We start from the raw sequence: 19,404 nt of genomic DNA on the forward strand, positions 1-19,404 counted from the left end.
TTGCCCGGTGGTGTGAGAGGACGAAAATAATTTTAATTATTTTCTCCTACTCGATTGTTGATTTTATTTCGTATATACTTTATTTTATTTACGAGGTGTAGAAAATGAAAAGAAATTATCCAAGTATTATTATTACTCCTGAAGGAGAAAAATGGCTCGATAAAGGGCAGATGTGGATGTATAAGAATAATCTAGGTAGTCTAGATGATTCTATTGAGAATGGGTCTTTAGTAGATATTATGACAACTAAAGGACGTTATTTAGGTACAGGTTTTCTTTCTAAAGAAAGTCATATTACAGTACGTATCTTGACTAAGGATCAAAATGAAGTGATTGATAGAGAATTCTTTAAAAAGAGAATTCAGTTTGCCTATGATTTTAGAAAGACAGTAGAAAAAGATAACTTAACTAATTGTCGACTTGTATTTGGTGAAGCTGATAGCTTATCAGGCTTAACTGCAGACCGTTATAATGAAATCATTGTGACTCAGATTACATCCTATGGTTTAGATTTAATCAAGGATATGATTTATGAATTATTATTAGAAGTATTAAAAGAAGATGGTCAGAATGTATCTGCCATCTATGAAAGAAATGATGTTAAAGTACGTGCGAAGGAAGGTTTAGAACTCTATAAAGGATTCTGGAAACCAAGCACATTACCTACTACAACAGTTATTAATGAAAATGGTTTAAAACTTAATGTAGATGTAGAAAATGGTCAGAAGACTGGTTACTTCTTAGATCAGAAATCTAATAGAGTATTACTTAGAAACATGTCTGCAGGTAAGACAGTATTAGACTGTTTTAGTCATACAGGTGGTTTCGCATTAAATGCTGCAATTGGAGGCGCAAAACATGTCACTGCTGTAGATGTTTCTCAGACAGCTTTAGATCAAGGTCTTGCGAATGCTAAGATGAACCATTTAGAAGAAAGAATGTCTTTTGTACAGGATGATGTCTTTGATTACTTAGATAAATGTCATCAGGGACAGTATGATATCATTGTCTTAGATCCACCTGCATTTACTAAATCAAGAAGAACTGTCAACCATGCTTATAATGGCTATAAGAATATTAATATGAAAGCTATGAAGCTTTTAAGACAGGGTGGATATTTAATTACATGCAGCTGTTCACGTTTTATGGAAACTGCACTCTTTGAACAGATGTTAAGAGAATCCGCAAAAGAATGTGGAGTGACTCTAAAACAGGTATCAGTGACTCAACAGAATGCGGATCATCCAATTCTTTGGACTATGGAAGAAACATCTTACTTAAAATTCTATATTTTCCAGATTATTTAGAAGTCTTCGGACTTCTTTTTTAATGCTTCATAAAATTTATTTTTATATTTATAGCTTAGCTTAAATATCTCTAGATTGAGATAGATATCTAATTGATTAATTTTAGTAATATAACGTGTATTTACACATGTATTCTTATTAATTTGTACAATCTGTTTAGAACCAATCTCGTTTAATATCACCTTTAAAGGTTTATAAAGATGATAGTTCTTTTCTTTTGTATATATTGTAGTGAGATGTTCATGTGTATGTATGTAGATAATATGATTAATAGGAATAGAAATATCCTGGTAATTATATTTGAAATGATAATAATCACGGGAATGAAAGAATGTGAATAATATGAAAGGAATATCTTTTTCTAGACTATCTTCAAATATATAGTAAAAAGGCTGATAGATGACAGTTTCAGGACCTAATGGGTGATTGGTAACTATCACAATAAAAGCCTTTTTATTTATATTTCTTATTCTTGGTATATCTTCAAGTGTATCAGTAAAATACAAATCTGCAGGAATAAGAGTGTTAGATATTGTATAAGGATGATGTAGATGATAATCAAGTATATTGGTTATTCTTTTTATTATATGAGAATTTGAATGTACTATAGAAATAATCATGAGATCTCACCACCTATTAAATAAAAAAAGGACTATTAATAGTCCTTGAGCGTGTAAACACACTGTTATAGCTTCCGTGAACACAATACATGAATAACTCACTATATGACATAACATATATCATGAAACGGAAAATAATGTCATGAAAGATAGGAAAATGAGAATTTTACGCTCATGAGCGCCATACGCTCATATTTATTTCTATGCTTAAGACATAGAGGTAAATAGATATGTCAATGGGAGAGAGATTAAGAGAAGCAAGAAATAAAATAGGATATTCACAGGAAGAAGTGGCAAGACGTATTGATTTAGATCGTACAACTATAGGAAAGTATGAAAATGATGCATGTGTACCATCTTCAACTACTCTTGCAAGACTAGTAGAAATCTATTGTACAGATGCGAATTATATTTTATATGGTAAAGAGATGAAGGTAATGAATATATCTCGAGTGCCAAAGAACTGTATGAGAGATATCTATATGTTGCTTTCAGAATATCTTATAGAAGATTATGCACATAATGAAAACATCCACGAGTAGTGGATGTTTTTAAATCTGTGGTTTGATTAATACTCTTCCTGTACCGCGATAAACATTGACTAAACCTTCACCACTCATAGCTGAACCAATGAGTGTTTTACCGCTTCTTTCTACTGTAAAGTCAAGGTTTTCACTCCAGGCAATGGCGAATGAACCGTCAATCTTTAACGTATCGTTATGTAAATCTATTGTGATAAGTTCTTCTTGTGGTACATCACATTCTAAGACTACTTTACCAGAACCTTTTAGACATAGATTAAATAATCCTTCTTCACCAATAGTTTGTCCTGATACACTTTTAATCATAGATGCACTTAAGCTGACTTTGGTTTCAGATGCACAATATAAACCATCCTCTACACACATCGCTCCATTCCAATCATCTAGATCTTCAATAATATAATGTTTATAACTTGGTTCTGTGACTATTACACCTGTACCAACATATTGTGGTTTAATAGTGGATTCACCAGTGACCTGCGCATTAAAGAACTTTTTAATTGTATCTCCAATACCCTTTAAACCTGTTGTCTGATGTACATCACCCACATACCATTGCATTGCCCCTGGCTGTATATTGACACTTTCATCATTTAAAGTAATCATTAGTTGTCTTTTCTTTACATTCATCTGACTCATATAGAACTTAGTTTGTGCATCCTCTGCAGTACAGCTTAAATCCTTATCATATTGAATGACTTTAAAAATCCCTTTACGACTTACTACAGAAACATTACTATTATCTTCAAAATTAAAAATTTGGAATCCCATAAGAAAACCCTCCTTTACACTATTATATACGAAAAAAAGGTCTTATGACCTTTTTAAATCTTAATAATACCGTCTACAGCTTTTTTCTTTAATTCTTCAATAATAGAGACTCCTGCACTCGTACCAATACGTGTTGCTCCATTTTGAATCATCTTAATAAAAGTATCTGCATCTCTAATACCACCTGCAGCTTTTACTTCTACTTCATCACCCACATGTTTTTTCATTAATGCAACATCTTCAAATGTTGCACCACCTGTTCCAAAACCAGTAGATGTTTTAATAAAATCAGGTTTAACCTCTTTCGCAATTTCACATAACATAATTTTTTCTTCATCTGTAAGATAACAGTTTTCAAAGATGACTTTACAAGGAATATTGTGGGCATGACATGCATCTACAATCTGTGTCATTTCATCTTTAATATAATCCCAGTTCTTATTCTTAACTTCTGTTTGATTAATCACATAATCAATCTCTGTAGCACCTTCTTCAATCGCATTATTTGTATCAAATACTTTAGAGGCAATAGTAGTTTGTCCTAATGGAAATGAGATGGCAGCTCCTACATGAATATCAGTACCCTTTAGTAGTTCTGCACATAAATGAGACTGTACCTGATTGATTGCAACCATTTTAAAATGATAATCCTTTGCCTCATTACATAGTTTTTCCATATCTTTACTAGAAGCATCAGTATGAAGATTAGTATGATCAATCATCTGTGCTAATTCATCAATAGTATATTCTTTCATAATCATCTCTCCTTTACATATATACTAACATTATGACATTAATATGTCAACATTATGTAAATGTATCGCTTGTGTTTTTTATGTGATAAAATAGTATATATATGGGGGAGGAAACGTTATGACCGCTTTATATTTAGATGTAAAGAAAGACTTATTAGATAAAATTACATCGGGTGAATATTCAGAAGGAACCATTATTCCTACAGAACATGAACTTTCTGATATGTATAGTGTTAGTCGACCAACGATTAGAAAAGCTGTACAAATCTTAGTAGATGCAGGCTATTTAGAAAAGAAAAAGAAACGTGGTACGATTGTATGTGCACCTAAAGTCATTCAAGATTTTACCCAATCAATATCAAGCTTTGATACACAGATGAAAAGACACGGTGTTGTATCTAAAACACAGGTGATTACATTTAAAATGGAAGAAGCATCTAAAGAGATTGCGAAATCTCTACAGATTCATGAAAAAGATTTAGTCTATAAGCTTGTTCGTTTACGTTATACAGATCATAATCCCAATGTCTTTATTACAACCTATATTCCTGTTTCTTTATTTCCGGGTTTACTCGATATCGACTTTACGCATATTAGGCTCTATGATGTTTTTGAGAAACAGGGACATAGTATTGATACAATTGATCGTACATTAGAAATAGCTCTCGCAGATGATACTATTGCGGATATGCTGGATATAGATGAAGGAGACCCACTATTCTATTTCCGCTCTATTGGTTATGATACACAAAAGAATCTAATAGAATATTCTATTGCCCGTTATAGAGGAGATATTAATACATTCACATTACATCTTAATCAGCACAAAGGAGAGTAGTATGAGCTATCGTTTAAAATACCATGTATGTCCTGAACATGGCTGGATCAATGATCCAAATGGATTTTCTTATTTCCAGGGATATTATCATTTATTCTATCAATACTACCCAGATGAACCTGTATGGGGACCTATGCATTGGGGTCATGTAAGAAGTAAGGATTTGGTTCACTGGGAGAACTTACCTATTGCCTTAACTCCAGGGGATAAAGAAGACCTTCATGGTTGTTTCTCAGGAAGTGCAATAGAATACAACAATCGTTTATATTTAATCTATACAGGTAATATTTATGATGATCCTGAACATATCACACTTCATCAGAATGTGAATATTGCCTGGAGTGAAGATGGGATTCACTTTCAAAAATATGAAAATAATCCAGTTATTGCTCATCCACCTCTAGATAATACGATTCATTTCCGTGATCCTAAAGTATGGCGAGAAGATGATCATTTTAAGATGATTATTGGTGGTCAGAAGGAAGATGGAAGAGGACATGTACTCATATATCAATCAGATGGTTTAATCAATTGGGACTATTTAGGTGAATATGGGCATGCTTCTACAATTGATCATGAAGGTAAGATGTGGGAATGTCCTGATTTATTTAGACTCAATGGAGTGAATGTATTATTGATGTCACCACAAGGTATTAAAGAAGATGGTGAAAAATACAGAAACTACCATCAGACAGGCTATAAAATCAGAGATTCTTTTGTTGAACTTGATCATGGACATGATTTCTATGCAGCGGCTACAATGCTTGCACCAGATGGTAGACGTATACTTATGGCTTGGATGGATATGTGGCATAGTGAATTCCCTGAAAAAGAAGAAGGATGGTCAGGGGCTATGACTTTCCCTAGAGAACTTACTATTCATGATAATCATCTCTATATGATGCCAGTAGAAGAACTTGCATTATTAAGATGTGAGTCTAAAAAAGTAGAGGTCACTGACTATTTACTTCCATCTAAGCAGGTAGAAATAGATTTAGATATTTATGATGGTTTATTTCTCAATCTAAGTAATCTCTATACACTTACAGTAAATAATCATAAAGTAACTGTAATGAATCAGACAGAACGTGTAGGGACTATTAAAGAATATCAGTCTATGAAGCTATTGATTGATTCTAGTAGTGTAGAAGTATTTATAAATGGTGGAGAACTTGTCTTTTCAGATAGAGTTTACTTTAAAGATACACCAGTGCTTTCACTTAATAAAAAGATGACTTATAGAATCACAACATTAAGTGAATGATATTTCCAAGGGGGAAAAATATATATGAAAAAAATAGAATTTAAGTCTATGTTGGTGTCTATTATTCTTGTATTAATTATTTATTATTTTTATACACCAGCATTAAATATTCATGCGATAGAATTCTGGATATTTATTGTTGTCGCATTATGTATTTATGGTGCTTCTACTTCTTATAGCACATTACTTGGTAAGAGATTTAAACCTGAAAAGGTAGGTTATTTAGGTGCTGCAGTAGCATTGATTGTGGCAGGTGTTTTAGTGACTGATTTATTCACAAGTAAGATCTTCCACGCATCACGTTATGCAAGTCGTATAGAAGTAGAAAATGTAAAGTTCAATAATAAGACATTACATGAAGTAGATTTCTCTAAGACACCTATTATTGACCGTAAGAGTACTGTAAAGCTTGGAGACAAGGTCATGGGGGAGATTCCAGAATATGTCTCTCAGTTTGAAGTAAGTGATGATTATACACAGATTTCTTATAAGAATAGTGTCTATCGTGTCACTCCACTTGAATATGCAAGTTTCTTTAAATATCTTACTAATAGTAAGAATGGTATTCCTGCTTATATTACAGTGAATTCTACTAATGGTAAGGCAGAAATCGTTAAGTTAAAGGATTTAGGTTTGGATGGTATGAAATATGTACCTTCTGCCATTCTTAATCATAATTTAAATCGTAAACTACAATTATCTTACCCTACATCCATCTTTGGTTCTCCTTCATTTGAAGTAGATGAAAAAGGACATCCTTGGTATGTATGTACAACATATACTTACTTTGGTGTAAGCAATAAGAAGAAGGTGACTGGTGCTGTTCTCTTTGATCCTATTACTGGTAAATCTAAGAAATATGATAAAGACAAAGTACCTAAATGGGTGGATCGTGTATATCCAGAAGAACTCATTATGACTGAAATAGATGAAAACGGAAGCTTACAGGATGGATTCTTTAACTCAGTCTTAGGACAGAAGAATGTGACAGTCACATCTGAAGGTTATAACTATTTAGAAAAAGATGGCGATATCTGGATCTATAGTGGCATTACTTCAGCCAATAAAGATTCATCTAACTTAGGCTTTGTATTATCTAATTTACGTACTCATCAAACTTTACGTTTCTCTTGTTCTGGGGCAAATGAAAAAGCCGCAATGAAATCTGCAGAAGGTGAAGTAAAGAACTATGGTTATGATGCCACATTCCCATTGTTAGTGAATGTAGGTGGTCATCCTGTTTATTTGATTTCACTTAAAGATAGTGGAGGACTTATTAAACAGTATGCGATGGTAGATGCGAAAGACTATCAGAAGGTCTCTGTTTATTCTGCAGATTCAGTTAAGAATCTAGAACTCCTTAAGAAGAGTTTCCTTTCTTCTCAGACAATTACAGAAGAGTCTGATGCAGAAACTAAGAAGAAGGATATCACAATCGTAAATGTACAAATTCTTAATGTAGATGGTAAATCTAAGCTATTTATCGTGGATACAGAAGGTAAGAAATACAAAGCAGTTATTACTTCAGAAAATGAAAACGCACTTGCTTTCTTAAAAGCAGGTGAAACAATTCATATTCGTTATATTGAAATGAATGATGTAAATGTGATTAAGAATGTAGGTGAATAAAATGAAAAGAATAATGAAGATTTTCACAGTTACTTTAGTATGTTTATCATTATGTGGATGTTCTTATTTCAAGTCTAAGCTCAATGACATTAAAGGTAGTTTAATTGGGAATGGCTATACAATTGATACATATGATAATTATGGTAATAAAGTATTTGAAACAAAAGGTCAGAAGATCAAAATCACTGGTAATAAAGTAAAAGAATCATCATATAATTCTGATGGCAGTGTAAAAGAAACATATAGTCTTTCTTCAGTCATTACTATCACAATTGATGGGAATGAAATAGAAAGCTGTGGAGATACATGTATCTTTGAACAGAAGGGATTAGATGCAGAAGTAGACTTTACTAAGAAGCATATCAATAGTACTGCAGACGGAATCACAGCCAATACAGCTATCGCAAATTACTTAAATAAGTATAAGAACTTATTTGGTAAAAGAAGAGTCGTAGTCGTTAAGTCTCAATTAGGTCAGCCTATTAAGGCATATCAGGGTGATGATGTATATTGGGAAATTCCTGAAAACCTTCCTAAGATGACTAAACTCATGATTGATGGTAAAGCACTTTATATTCATCGTGCAAACTTCCAGATTATTGATTCAGATTGTTTAACAGAAGAGTAGCTTGTCTACTCTTTTTTAGTTGACTATGAACTTTACTTTAGGGTTAAAATAGTATTATGGAGGATATGTTTATGGAGAAATCAAAAGTATATTTTACAGACTTTCGTACACGTGTTGGTGTAAGTTTAACTGAAAAGTTACAGCGTTTAATCAAAAAAGCAGGAATCACTGATATTGATATGGATGGTAAGTTTGTAGCTATCAAGATGCATTTTGGTGAATTAGGTAACCTATCTTATTTACGTCCTAATTATGCGAAAGCAGTCGCAGATGTCGTTAAGGAATGTGGAGGAAAACCATTCTTAACAGATTGTAATACTTTATATCCTGGTTCTAGAAAGAACGCTTTAGAACATTTAGATTGTGCAAATATCAATGGTTTTAATACAATCACTACAGGGTGTCAGATTATTATTGGTGATGGTTTAAGAGGAACAGATGATATTACAGTACCTGTAAGAAATGGTGAATATTGTAAAGAAGCCTATATAGGTCGTGCAGTCATGGATGCGGATATCTTTATCAGTTTAACTCATTTTAAAGGACATGAATCTACAGGCTTTGGTGGTGCGATTAAGAATATTGGTATGGGCTGTGGAAGCCGTGCTGGTAAGATGCAGCAGCATAATTCAGGCAAACCAATTGTACATGATGACTTATGTAGAGGATGTCGTCGCTGTGCTAAAGAATGTGGCAGTGATGCAATCACTTATGAAAATGGAAAAGCAGTCATCAATCAGGATATCTGTAAAGGATGTGGCAGATGCATTGGGGCCTGCGCATTTGATGCGATTGAAAATCAGAACTGGAATGCCAATGAAATACTTGGTAGAAAGATGGCAGAGTATTCGCAGGCAGTATGTGATGGAAGACCAACATTCCATATTAGTTTAGTGAGAGATATTTCACCTAACTGTGACTGTCATGGTGAAAACGATGCACCTATCTTACCAGATGTTGGTATCTTTGCGTCATTTGATCCTGTTGCCTTAGATCAGGCATGTGTAGATGCATGTTTACATGCAACACCTATGCCTAATAGTCAGTTATCTGATAACTTAGCTGATCCACATTGGCATCACCATCATGATAACTTCCTTGACTCAAATCCTAATGTTAGATGGAAAGAAACATTAGAACATGCAGAAAAGATTGGTTTAGGTACAAGAGAATACGAACTTATTCAAATGAAATAATAAAAAAGAAGAATTGAAATAACTCAATTCTTCTTTTCATTTGTTTGTTTACGATATTGTGTGGGTGAACAATGATAAGTCTTACTAAACTTTTTAGAAAAGGCAAGGGCATCAATAAAGCCCACACTGGCTGCAATTGTAGATACAGGGAGATTTGTACTCTGTAACAAGCCTGCAGCCTTTTTTAATTTAATTGAAAGCAGATATTGTTTAGGTGAAATATCAAATTTCTGATGAAATAATCGTGTCATATAATTTGCATGAATACCAAACTTATCCGCAATCTCACTCATTTTAAGGTTATATTGATAATTCAAATCCAAATAAAGACGAATTTCTTCGGCAAGTGAATACTTCACATTATTATTGAAATGGATATTTAACTCTTCGTACAACATTGCGAAAATATGAAGAAGTATACTATTTGATTCAAAATATTCAGCATCTGTATTAAAGGATAAATCTAATAGACGTTCAATCTGTTTATAATATTGATTCACATCAACATTATGAATAATGTATTGATCATGTGTATCTTTTGTAAGGGAATAAAAATATTGTTCCGCATTAATACCTAAGAAATTGACCCATCCATATTTCCATGGATGGTTTTTATCTGCTTGATAGGTAGCCACCTTATTGGCAGGAATGAGGAAAATATCTCCTGCCTTGACATCAAAGGAATGTTCATTAATAGTCAGTTGTCCTTTTCCAGAGAAGACAAAATGCATCACATAATAAGATCTTACAATAGGTCCATAGGTATATTCACTTTTACATTGTTCTATTCCAGCACTGTATAAAGACAAATCCGTATTGGCTTTATAGGTTTTACTGTGAATACGTTCTTTATATTCTTTCATATGATCCCCTAAGTTAGTTTTTTCCATATATTCGTTATGTATTTCTATTCTTATTATATTCTTGACGTTGTTTAATGTAAATAAAGTGAGGGTTATGTATGAAAAATAGAAAACAAGCATATCATATAGAAACAGAAAAAGGGTTAATCAATGACCCAAATGGGCTTTCCTATTTTAAAGGAAAGTATTATGTCTTTTTCCAATGGAATCCTAATACGACAGACCACTCTTATAAAGTATGGGGGAAAACAACCTCTCAAGACCTTATTCATTGGAGTGAGCCTATTATCGCATTACAAGCTTCAGAAGCTTATGACAAGGATGGGACGTATTCAGGAAGTGCAGTCAGTGATGGTGAGACATTATCTCTTTATTATACGGGAAATGTGAAGAGAGAAGGCGTAAGATATCCTGAACAATGTCTTGCACAATCAAAGGATGGTGTTCATTTTAAGAAATATGGTTCTGTACTCTCTCTTCCTGATGATTATACAGGTCATTTTAGAGATCCTAAAGTGACTAAGGAGGATGTCTGGAAAATGATTATTGGAGGACAGAATAAGAAGACTGGAAGAGGAAATATTATTCAATATACATCAATAGATGGAACCTCTTTTAAGTTTAATAAAATCATTGGAATATCTAAACAGTATGAAATGATAGAATGTCCTGACTTATTTACACTTGATGCTCATGAAGTATTAATTTATGGCTTGCAGTCAAGAAATAATGATACAGATGAATGTCTTGATGCACACGCTGTTTATTTAATAGATACATTGAGTGATTTAGATAAAGGAATGCATATGGATGAAGGGTATGATTTTTATGCACCACAAACATTTGTGGATGCTCAAGGAAGACGTATTATGCTTGCCTGGATGTCACGTTTTAGTGATGCGCAAGAAGTAGAATTCGCTAAGGATGGACATATTCATTGTTTAACAATGCCTCGTGAATTATCTGTAAAAAAAGGAAAATTGATACAGTCACCTGTAAGGGAGATGTATGAATTATGCCATGAAATTCCTTATACGAATCATATGAAAATACAAAGACAGGCGATGATAGAAATCAGTCCCTTGGAACATATATCTTTTTCAATCAATAAGGAATTAAGCATTCACTTTAATGAAGGCATAAGTATTGAACGCTATGATTGGGCAGAACAGAAATATCAAAAGAAATCATGGCCTATAAAAATCAATCATATGGAAATATGGCTGGATACATCAAGTGTAGAAATATTTGCGAATAACGGAGAGTTTGTTTATTCTGCACGTCTTGATCCACAGGCTGAAGACTTACTTCTTGCAAGTAGTAAAGAATCACAAAATATCAACGTATACAGATTGGAGATTTAAAATGATTACAATAAATAATAGTATAATTCATCTTAGAAATACACATATTAGTTATATATTAGAAGTATTAGATCAAAAGTACATTTTACAAAGATATATCGGGAAACCACTTCGTCATTATCATAAAAGTCCAATGACTTACTACAAACGCGGCTACAATACTGAACATGATGTCAGTATCGAAAATGCATCTTTTGATGATCTTCCTTTTCTCTATCCACAATTAGGTCATGGAGATTATCGTATACCTGCCATTGAAGTAGAAGCACACCATCAACGTTATTGTGAATTATTGTTGAAGGAAGTACATGTACTAGATGAAAAGAAGACTCTTTCAGGATTACCCTCACTTAAAAGTCATGGCAGAAGTGAGACACTAGAAGTAGTCTATGAAGATAAGCATATTGGCTTAGAAGTTAGTCAATATATCACTATTTATGAGGATTTAGGCGTTCTTTCATTTTCAGCTTCTTTTAGAAGCTGTAAAGAAGATCTTATTCTTTATAATACACAATCTGTTTCTTTAGAACTTCCATCACAGGATTATCAAGTGATGACAATGTATGGCTTACATGCAAAAGAAGGCAATATTCAGCTATCTGCACTTAATACAGGTATATTTCAAATAGAAAGTACAAGAGGCAGCAGTAGTCCACAAATGCATCCATTTGCGGCATTAATATCAGGTTCTGATATATATGCAATGCATTTTATTTATAGTGGAAATTATTGTTGCAAGATACAAAAGGATTCATTTGGAAAAGTGCGTATGCAGATGGGTTTACATCCTTCTATGAATAATTGGCACTTACATAAAGGAGAAGAATTCTATACACCTGAAGTTGTCGTGAATTATAGTAGTACAGGTTTAGAAGGAATGAGAATGAATTTTCATGAGCTCTATCGTCATCACTTATTACCACAATCACAGGAATTACCTCCTGTATTATTAAATACCTGGGAAGCTATGTATTATGATGTGTCTTTAGAAAAGATTGAAGAACAGGCCAAAAGTGCGAGTGAACTAGGTATTGAATTATTTGTGTTAGATGATGGCTGGTTTAGAAAAGAAAACAATAGTCGTAATTCTATGGGAGACTGGAAATGTAATACAAGCAAACTTCCAGGTGGTATACAAAAAGCGGCTGAACTTGTTAAATCATATGGTTTGAAGTTTGGCTTATGGTTTGAACCAGAAGCAATCAGTAAAAACAGTGATTTATATATACAGCATCCAGATTATGCATTATCAGTAGATGGATATGAACCTACTTTAGGTCGTCATGAATATCTTCTTGATTTATCTAGAGAAGATGTCCAGAATTATTTAATTCATATGCTTGATTCTTATCTTTCTACAGGACTTATTGGTTATATCAAATGGGATATGAATAGACCGATGAGTGATGTATGTTCTCATATCTCTAAGTATAGTACAGAAGTGGCTCATAGATATATGCTTGGTCTTTATCATGTGCTTGATGTGATTACGTCTCGTTATCCAGATGTTCTTTTTGAAGGATGTTCAAGTGGAGGTGCACGTTTTGATCCAGGTATCTTATGTTATATGCAGCAGAACTGGGCCAGTGATAATACGGATGCACTTGATCGCAGTGTGATTCAAGATAGTTTTAGTCTGCTTTATCCACAATCAGTGATAGGTGCACATATCAGTGCTGCTCCTAATCACCAGACAGGACGTATTACATCCTTAGAGACACGTTATGATATCGCAAAACTATTTAACTTAGGTTATGAACTTGATCTTACAAAGTGTACAGATGATGAATTAGATGATATTAAGAAGCAGATTCAGGAATATAAAACAATAAGAAAAGAAACACTCAACGGTGAATTACATGCCATTGAATGTGATGAAAATCATTTAGGCTGGGAAGTAGTCAGTCTTGATAGAAAGACTGTTTATGTTGTCATAATGACTCGTTTTTATAATCCTCTAACTGCTCAGAAGTACTTTAAGTTAACATACTTAGATGAAGATTCTGATTATTTAGAATGTCATACACAAGAAATCTATGGTGGAGATGAGCTGCAGCATATGGGCTTATGTGTACCTTTAGAACATGGTGATTTTAAAACTTATACATTTATATTAAAAAAAGTATAAATGGTTAGAAAAAGCCATATTTATATTATGTTATTCCATTCAATTAATGCGCTTTACGAGGTATAAATATAATCAGTAAAGCGCTTAACAAATTAAAAAGGAAAAGTTAGAAAAATGAACGATAAAGAACTTGCATTAAAGATTATTGAATTAACTGGTTCAAAAGAAAACATTAGTTCAGTAAGACATTGCGCAACAAGATTGCGTTTAGTAGTAAAAAACAAAGATAAAATCAATGTGAAAGCAATTGAATCTTTAGATAAGGTAAAAGGATCATTCTTCAATTCAGGACAGTATCAGATTATTCTAGGGACAGGTTTAGTAAATCGTGTCTATGATGAAGTAATCAAGGTGACTGGAGAAGAAGGTAATAACAACGATGAAAAAATAGTATACGGAAATAAATTCCAAAGAGCTATAAGAACATTCTCTGATGTCTTTGTGCCAATTATTCCTGTACTTGTCGCAACAGGTTTATTCATGGGTCTAAGAGGCTTATTGACTCAAGAAGCTATCTTGCATCTTTTTGGTTTAACAACTAAGAGTGTTCCTGCAAACTTACTTACATTTACACAGGTATTAACGGATACCGCATTCGCATTCCTTCCTGCACTTGTATGCTGGTCAACATTTAAAAACTTTGGTGGCAGTCCTGTAATTGGGATTGTATTAGGTTTAATGCTTGTAAGTCCTAGTCTTCCAAGTGCATATGATGTTGGCTCTGGTGCTGCAAAACCATTGATGTTTTTCAATTTCTTAAAGGTATCTGGTTATCAGGGTTCTGTATTACCTGCCTTTGTGACAGGTATTCTTGGTGCCAATATGGAGAAATGGTTAAGAAAACGTATTCCAGATGCATTAGATCTTATTCTTACTCCATTCCTTACATTACTTATTGGTATGACAGTCGCATTATTTGCGATTGGTCCAGTTCTTCATACAGTTGAAACAGGTGTATTATTTGTAGTTGAAAAATTATTGCAGTTACCTCTAGGTCTTGGTGGTTTATTATACGGAAGCTTTGGACAGTTACTTGGTATCTTTGGTATTCATCATATCTTAAACTTCTTAGAAATCAGTATGTTGGCCAATGATGGCTGGAACTATTTAAACCCAATTGGGACTTGTGGAAACATTGCACAGGCAGGTGCTGTATTAGCTATCGCAATTAAAGTTCATGATCAGAAAATGAAACAGGTTGCTTATCCATCTGCTTTATCTGCTGCATTAGGTATTACTGAACCTGCAGTATTTGGTGTCAACCTTCGTTTAGTAAAACCATTTATCGCTGCGATGATTGGTGGAGGTGTTGGTGGATTCCTTGCTTCTATCTTCCATCTTAAAGCAACAGGTATGGGTATTACAGGTATTCCTGGTACATTACTATATCTTAATAATCAGTTACCATTCTATATTCTTGTTAACTTAGTCGCATTTGCGGTGGCTTTCTCTATTACATGGTTATTCTGTGTTCCTAAGACAGAAAAAGAAGAAGTCGTAGAACCAAAAGAAGAAAAAGAAGTTTTTAGTGAATCTTTATTTGCGATTGCATCAGGAGATGCGATTGAAATGAGTGCAATCAAGGATCCTATGTTTGCAGAAGGTATTATGGGACCATGTGCAGCTATTGAACCAGCTGATGGTAAGATCTATGCTCCTGCAGATGGTACAATCAGCTTTATCAGTGAATCAGAACATGCAATTGGAATCATCACAAATGAAGGTGCAGAACTTCTTCTACATTTAGGTATTGATACAGTAAAAATTACCGATGAAAAAGTATTTGATACAAAAGTCACAATGGGACAGAAAGTCAAAAAGGGTGATCTTCTCACTGTAATGGACTTAGATGGAGTAGAAAGACATCAGTGCCAGAAAACAGTTATTACGATTGTCACTAACCATAACAGCTATACTGATATTGCTCAGGTGAAAACAGGTTCAATTACGCCTGATGATATTATTATGGAGTTATCACTTTAGTCAGTTCTTTGAACTGACTTTTTTGGAGAATAGTATGAAAACAATTGTCAGTGATTTAGATGGCACATTACTTAATAGTTATGGAGTAGTAGATCCCTTCACTAAAGACGTATTGAATACATCGCCTATTTATAGAATTATTGCGACAGGACGTAGTTACAAGACAGCTTCTCCTTTGTTGAAGGGACTAGATATAGATTATTATGTATTATTGAATGGTGCAGAATGTCGAAATAGTCAGGGAGATATTCTTTATAAAGAAAATATCGATCTAAAGATTGCACATACTATTATGAATGGCTTATTAGAACGTCATATAGATTTTGAAATTAATACGGAAGAAGGGGATTATTCTACTGATACTGTATTTTGTGAGACAACAGCACAACTTTCAGAACAACATCTTCAAGATTATAAAGAAATAAGAAAGATATTTGTATTTGTGCATGATGAACAGAAAATCAATCAAATCAAATACTGGCTTGATCAAATAGAAGGAATTAATGTCACTTCATCATCCTGGTGGAATATTGAAGTTACATCAATGAATGCGAATAAAGCACTTATGGTAAAAAGAGTGATAGAAACACATCATATGTCTGATGATGTTTATGTATTTGGTGATGGTTATAATGATATGAGTCTTTTTAAAGGCTATAAGCATACACGAGCTATGAGTAATAGTGTGAATGCACTGAAACAGATAGCAGAAAAAGTGATTGATAGTAATGATAATCATGGTGTTGCGAAAGAAATAATTGATTTGGTTAAGGACTAGAAAAAGCAGGCGGTGCCTGCTTTTAAATTATTTCGAAATGTTTTAATGCATTATATAAACCATTTTCATCGATATCATCTGTGACATAGTCTGCAGCTTTTTTAACATCATCTTCTGCATTACCCATGGCAACAGAAATCTTTGTATACTCAAACATATCAATATCATTCTTGCCATCACCAAAAGACATTGTTTCACTTTGATCAATAGAATAATACTTTAATACTTCATGAATGCCATTCTGTTTACCACCCGTCGCAGGAATAATATCCACTGCCTGAGGGTTCCATTGTGTCTCCTTACAATGAGGCATAAGTTCCTTAATTTCTTTTAATCTTTCATCATTTGTATCATAAGGAATGACCTGATAAATAGGATGTGTATAACCTCTATGAATATCTCCTAATTCTGGTAGTGGTGTAGAAATAGCTTTCTGTACTTTTTCTACAACTTCATTATTAAAATTGATATACATCAATTCATCTTCTACAAATATGCAGGGCATATGGTTTGTATCTACATAATTGATGATGTTGTTGATGTCTGTTTGTTCAATAGGAAGTCCATAAATCATTCCTTCTTTATTGAAACAATACTGTCCATTTAAAGTGATACAGGCATCAAACTCTAAATCCTGTATAGGAAGATCCCTCATCTCACTTAAATGTCTTCCTGTCGCAACAAATGTAAGTATACCTTTTTCTTTTAATAGTCTTAATGCTTCTTTAGTAGATTGTGGAACACTATAAGTGTTATGCGAAAGTAATGTTCCATCTATATCAAAGAAAATTGCTTTTATCATAATTCATCCTCCTGTCTTATTTATCATACTAAAAAAAGTTCAAAAAAGGAACTTTTACATGAAACTACTAAAATCGTGATTGATGATTTCTTTACAAGAGAAGATTCCATCTTCATACGTACATACAAAGATAGCACAGTTCTTAATACCCTTCTTATAGTGAGCTACATTATATTCTTCAAAGTTTCTAATAAAGTTGGCACAAGCAGCTCCATGAGATACAACAAGGACATTATCACCTTTTGTATTTTCCATAATTTCTGTGATAGTCTTTACAACTCTTTTCTGTACTTCCTCCTGTGATTCTCCACCATAAGTTTTAAAGTAATCTAGATAAGGAAATGGTGGATTAAGACATTCATCTTTTCCTTCAAAGACACCAAAGTTCATTTCTTTTAATCCCTTTAAACGTGTATAAGGCATATTATGATGTGTAACTATTTCAAGTGTATCACTCGCTCTTTCACTTGTGCTGCAATAAGCATCATCAATCTGAATATGATTATCATCAAACCATTTTCCAGCTACTTCTGCCTGTTTAATTCCAATTTCTGTAAGAGGTGCATCACACCATCCCTGAATCTTATGTTGTGCATTAAATAAAGTCTGTCCATGACGCATTAAATAAAGTGTTTTCATTGTAATTCCTCCTTTATATTTGTACAATAAAATTATAAAACATGGTAGTTACTACCGAGCAAGCAAAAAAGGAGGGAACTATAAGTAACTGAATATATCGACCATTGTGTTTGAATGTGTTTAAATATGCTCATAGAGGGAGCGTTAAAATGAACACATTAAATATCATAAATTATAAACCAAAGGATCTTACTGAACTTTTAGGCGTATCTGTTAAGATATTATAACGTTGAGATAGAGAAGGAACTTTAAAGGTAAACTGAACCCTAACTAATAAGCATTGTTGTATTTATAATCAGCATTTACTAAATCAAATTGCATTTTTAAGATGGTTTTGTAATGTAAAAGATTTATTTGAATACCCACAAGCCACAGGTAAGTGAAAATTAAATTTTATTAACGCCTATAAATCGGCGTTCTTGAAGCTAAATTTGATGCATAGATTTTCTGCTTGTTCTATAATTAGATTAGAAATCAGATGGAGAACTCATGCAGGATATTGTTTCAATACTTCATGTGTTCTCCTGTAGGCTGCAATGGGTATCGTAAGTATAAAAAAACTGTAGAAAGGGATGAGGAAATTGCTGAAGAGTTTCAAGACGGAAATAAATCCGACAGAGGAGCAGAAAGTCAGGATTCGTAAAACAATAGGTACTTGCAGATTTATCTATAACTTCTATCTTGCTCATAATAAGGTGCTTTATGAAAGCAGTAAAAAGTTTATGAGCAGCAGCCAGTTTAGAGTATGGCTCAACAATGAGTTTCTTCCGAGCCATCCAGAATATTCCTGGATCAAGGAGGCTTATTCAAAATCGGTAACACAGGCAGCAAATAACGGTCAGACTGCATTTAAGAGATTCTTTAATCACAAGAGCGCCTTTCCAAAATTCAAAAAGAAAGGCAGATCTGATGTGAAAATGTATTTTGTAAGGAATAATCCTAAAGATTGCCTTTGTGAAAGACACAGAATCAAGATTCCGTCACTTGGCTGGGTACGCATCAAAGAGAAAGGATATATTCCCACAACAAAAGATGGATACGTAATTAAGAGCGGTCATGTTTCAATAAAGGCTGACAGATACTATGTTTCAGTTCTTATAGAAATCCCAGACAAAACGACAGCCAATAATTCCGGTAAAGGAATTGGCATTGACCTTGGATTAAAGGATTTTGCGATTGTCTCTAATGGAATAACTTATAAGAACATCAATAAATCTGCAAAATTAAGAAAGCTTGAGAAAAAGCTTATTCGAGAACAGAGAAGTCTTTCTCGAAAGTATGAAAATCTAAAGAAAGG

At 33.4% G+C, this 19,404-nt stretch carries 18 protein-coding genes; 12 read left to right on the forward strand and 6 right to left on the reverse strand.

Annotated features, from left to right (window positions below; all coding sequences use genetic code 11):
* Positions 1 to 104 precede the first annotated feature (104 nt).
* Entirely contained in the window at positions 105 to 1,307 is a 1,203-nt protein-coding gene (locus tag DW269_RS09695; RefSeq protein WP_117459568.1) for a class I SAM-dependent rRNA methyltransferase, read from the forward strand.
* Here the strand turns inward: DW269_RS09695 and DW269_RS09700 are convergent.
* Positions 1,304 to 1,927, reverse strand: a complete 624-nt coding sequence (locus DW269_RS09700) for a LytTR family DNA-binding domain-containing protein (RefSeq protein ID WP_117459569.1) — start codon at positions 1,925 to 1,927, stop codon at positions 1,304 to 1,306. The two genes, DW269_RS09695 and DW269_RS09700, sit on opposite strands and share 4 nt — an antisense overlap.
* A gap of 230 nt (positions 1,928 to 2,157) precedes the next feature.
* Here DW269_RS09700 and DW269_RS09705 point away from each other — a divergent pair, with 230 nt between their 5' ends.
* Positions 2,158 to 2,469, forward strand: a complete 312-nt coding sequence (locus DW269_RS09705; RefSeq protein ID WP_117459570.1) for a helix-turn-helix domain-containing protein — start codon at positions 2,158 to 2,160, stop codon at positions 2,467 to 2,469.
* Positions 2,470 to 2,478: 9 nt separating this feature from the next.
* On the opposite strand, the gene DW269_RS09710 is transcribed toward DW269_RS09705, so the two are convergent.
* Positions 2,479 to 3,240, reverse strand: coding sequence for an AIM24 family protein (locus tag DW269_RS09710; RefSeq protein ID WP_022425201.1), 762 nt, complete (start codon positions 3,238 to 3,240; stop codon positions 2,479 to 2,481).
* Between the two features lie 53 nt (positions 3,241 to 3,293).
* Entirely contained in the window at positions 3,294 to 3,995 is a 702-nt protein-coding gene (gene deoC, locus DW269_RS09715; protein WP_117459571.1) for a deoxyribose-phosphate aldolase, read from the reverse strand.
* A gap of 118 nt (positions 3,996 to 4,113) precedes the next feature.
* Between deoC and DW269_RS09720 the strand changes: the two genes are divergently transcribed.
* The 5 genes from DW269_RS09720 (at position 4,114) to DW269_RS09740 (ending at position 9,550) form a co-directional block, all read left to right on the forward strand.
* Positions 4,114 to 4,833 carry a GntR family transcriptional regulator gene (locus tag DW269_RS09720; RefSeq protein WP_117459572.1) on the forward strand — a complete coding sequence of 240 codons (720 nt, stop codon included), beginning with the start codon at positions 4,114 to 4,116 and terminating at the stop codon, positions 4,831 to 4,833.
* Between the two features lies 1 nt (position 4,834).
* The gene (locus DW269_RS09725) at positions 4,835 to 6,097 is read left to right on the forward strand and encodes a sucrose-6-phosphate hydrolase (protein WP_117459573.1); all 1,263 of its coding nucleotides are present in this window, start codon (positions 4,835 to 4,837) and stop codon (positions 6,095 to 6,097) included.
* 24 nt (positions 6,098 to 6,121) lie between these two features.
* On the forward strand, positions 6,122 to 7,726 hold the full coding sequence (locus DW269_RS09730) for a hypothetical protein (RefSeq protein ID WP_117459574.1): 1,605 nt from the start codon (positions 6,122 to 6,124) through the stop codon (positions 7,724 to 7,726).
* A gap of 1 nt (position 7,727) precedes the next feature.
* The gene (locus DW269_RS09735; RefSeq protein WP_117459575.1) at positions 7,728 to 8,354 is read left to right on the forward strand and encodes a DUF5052 family protein; all 627 of its coding nucleotides are present in this window, start codon (positions 7,728 to 7,730) and stop codon (positions 8,352 to 8,354) included.
* Positions 8,355 to 8,425: 71 nt separating this feature from the next.
* Entirely contained in the window at positions 8,426 to 9,550 is a 1,125-nt protein-coding gene (locus DW269_RS09740) for a DUF362 domain-containing protein (RefSeq protein ID WP_117459576.1), read from the forward strand.
* A 23-nt stretch (positions 9,551 to 9,573) separates the two neighbouring features.
* Here the strand turns inward: DW269_RS09740 and DW269_RS09745 are convergent, their stop codons facing one another.
* Positions 9,574 to 10,413: an AraC family transcriptional regulator gene (locus DW269_RS09745; RefSeq protein ID WP_226793431.1), complete on the reverse strand. Its 840-nt coding sequence runs from the start codon at positions 10,411 to 10,413 to the stop codon at positions 9,574 to 9,576.
* A gap of 98 nt (positions 10,414 to 10,511) precedes the next feature.
* On the opposite strand from DW269_RS09745, the gene DW269_RS09750 reads away from it, so the two are divergent.
* The 4 genes from DW269_RS09750 to DW269_RS09765 all read left to right on the forward strand — a co-directional run bounded on the left by DW269_RS09750 (position 10,512) and on the right by DW269_RS09765 (position 16,666).
* Positions 10,512 to 11,777 (forward strand): glycoside hydrolase family 32 protein, encoded by a 1,266-nt coding sequence (locus tag DW269_RS09750; protein ID WP_117459578.1) that lies wholly within the window; start codon positions 10,512 to 10,514, stop codon positions 11,775 to 11,777.
* Position 11,778: 1 nt separating this feature from the next.
* Complete coding sequence (locus tag DW269_RS09755) at positions 11,779 to 13,905, forward strand: alpha-galactosidase (RefSeq protein WP_117459579.1); 2,127 nt, start codon at positions 11,779 to 11,781, stop codon at positions 13,903 to 13,905.
* A gap of 114 nt (positions 13,906 to 14,019) precedes the next feature.
* Positions 14,020 to 15,888: a sucrose-specific PTS transporter subunit IIBC gene (locus tag DW269_RS09760; protein WP_117459580.1), complete on the forward strand. Its 1,869-nt coding sequence runs from the start codon at positions 14,020 to 14,022 to the stop codon at positions 15,886 to 15,888.
* A 34-nt stretch (positions 15,889 to 15,922) separates the two neighbouring features.
* Complete coding sequence (locus DW269_RS09765; protein ID WP_158546352.1) at positions 15,923 to 16,666, forward strand: HAD family hydrolase; 744 nt, start codon at positions 15,923 to 15,925, stop codon at positions 16,664 to 16,666.
* A 22-nt stretch (positions 16,667 to 16,688) separates the two neighbouring features.
* On the opposite strand, the gene DW269_RS09770 is transcribed toward DW269_RS09765, so the two are convergent.
* Both DW269_RS09770 and DW269_RS09775 read right to left on the reverse strand, forming a co-directional pair.
* Positions 16,689 to 17,468, reverse strand: coding sequence for a Cof-type HAD-IIB family hydrolase (locus tag DW269_RS09770; RefSeq protein WP_117459582.1), 780 nt, complete (start codon positions 17,466 to 17,468; stop codon positions 16,689 to 16,691).
* Positions 17,469 to 17,522: 54 nt separating this feature from the next.
* The gene (locus DW269_RS09775) at positions 17,523 to 18,107 is read right to left on the reverse strand and encodes a histidine phosphatase family protein (protein ID WP_117459583.1); all 585 of its coding nucleotides are present in this window, start codon (positions 18,105 to 18,107) and stop codon (positions 17,523 to 17,525) included.
* Between the two features lie 572 nt (positions 18,108 to 18,679).
* Here DW269_RS09775 and DW269_RS13020 point away from each other — a divergent pair.
* Positions 18,680 to 19,404: RNA-guided endonuclease TnpB family protein (locus DW269_RS13020; protein ID WP_147321694.1), on the forward strand; the 725-nt coding region annotated here is incomplete at its 3' end.

Origin of the sequence: Catenibacterium sp. AM22-6LB (assembly GCF_003435615.1) — a bacterium.
Classification (GTDB): domain Bacteria; phylum Bacillota_I; class Bacilli_A; order Erysipelotrichales; family Coprobacillaceae; genus Catenibacterium; species Catenibacterium mitsuoka_A.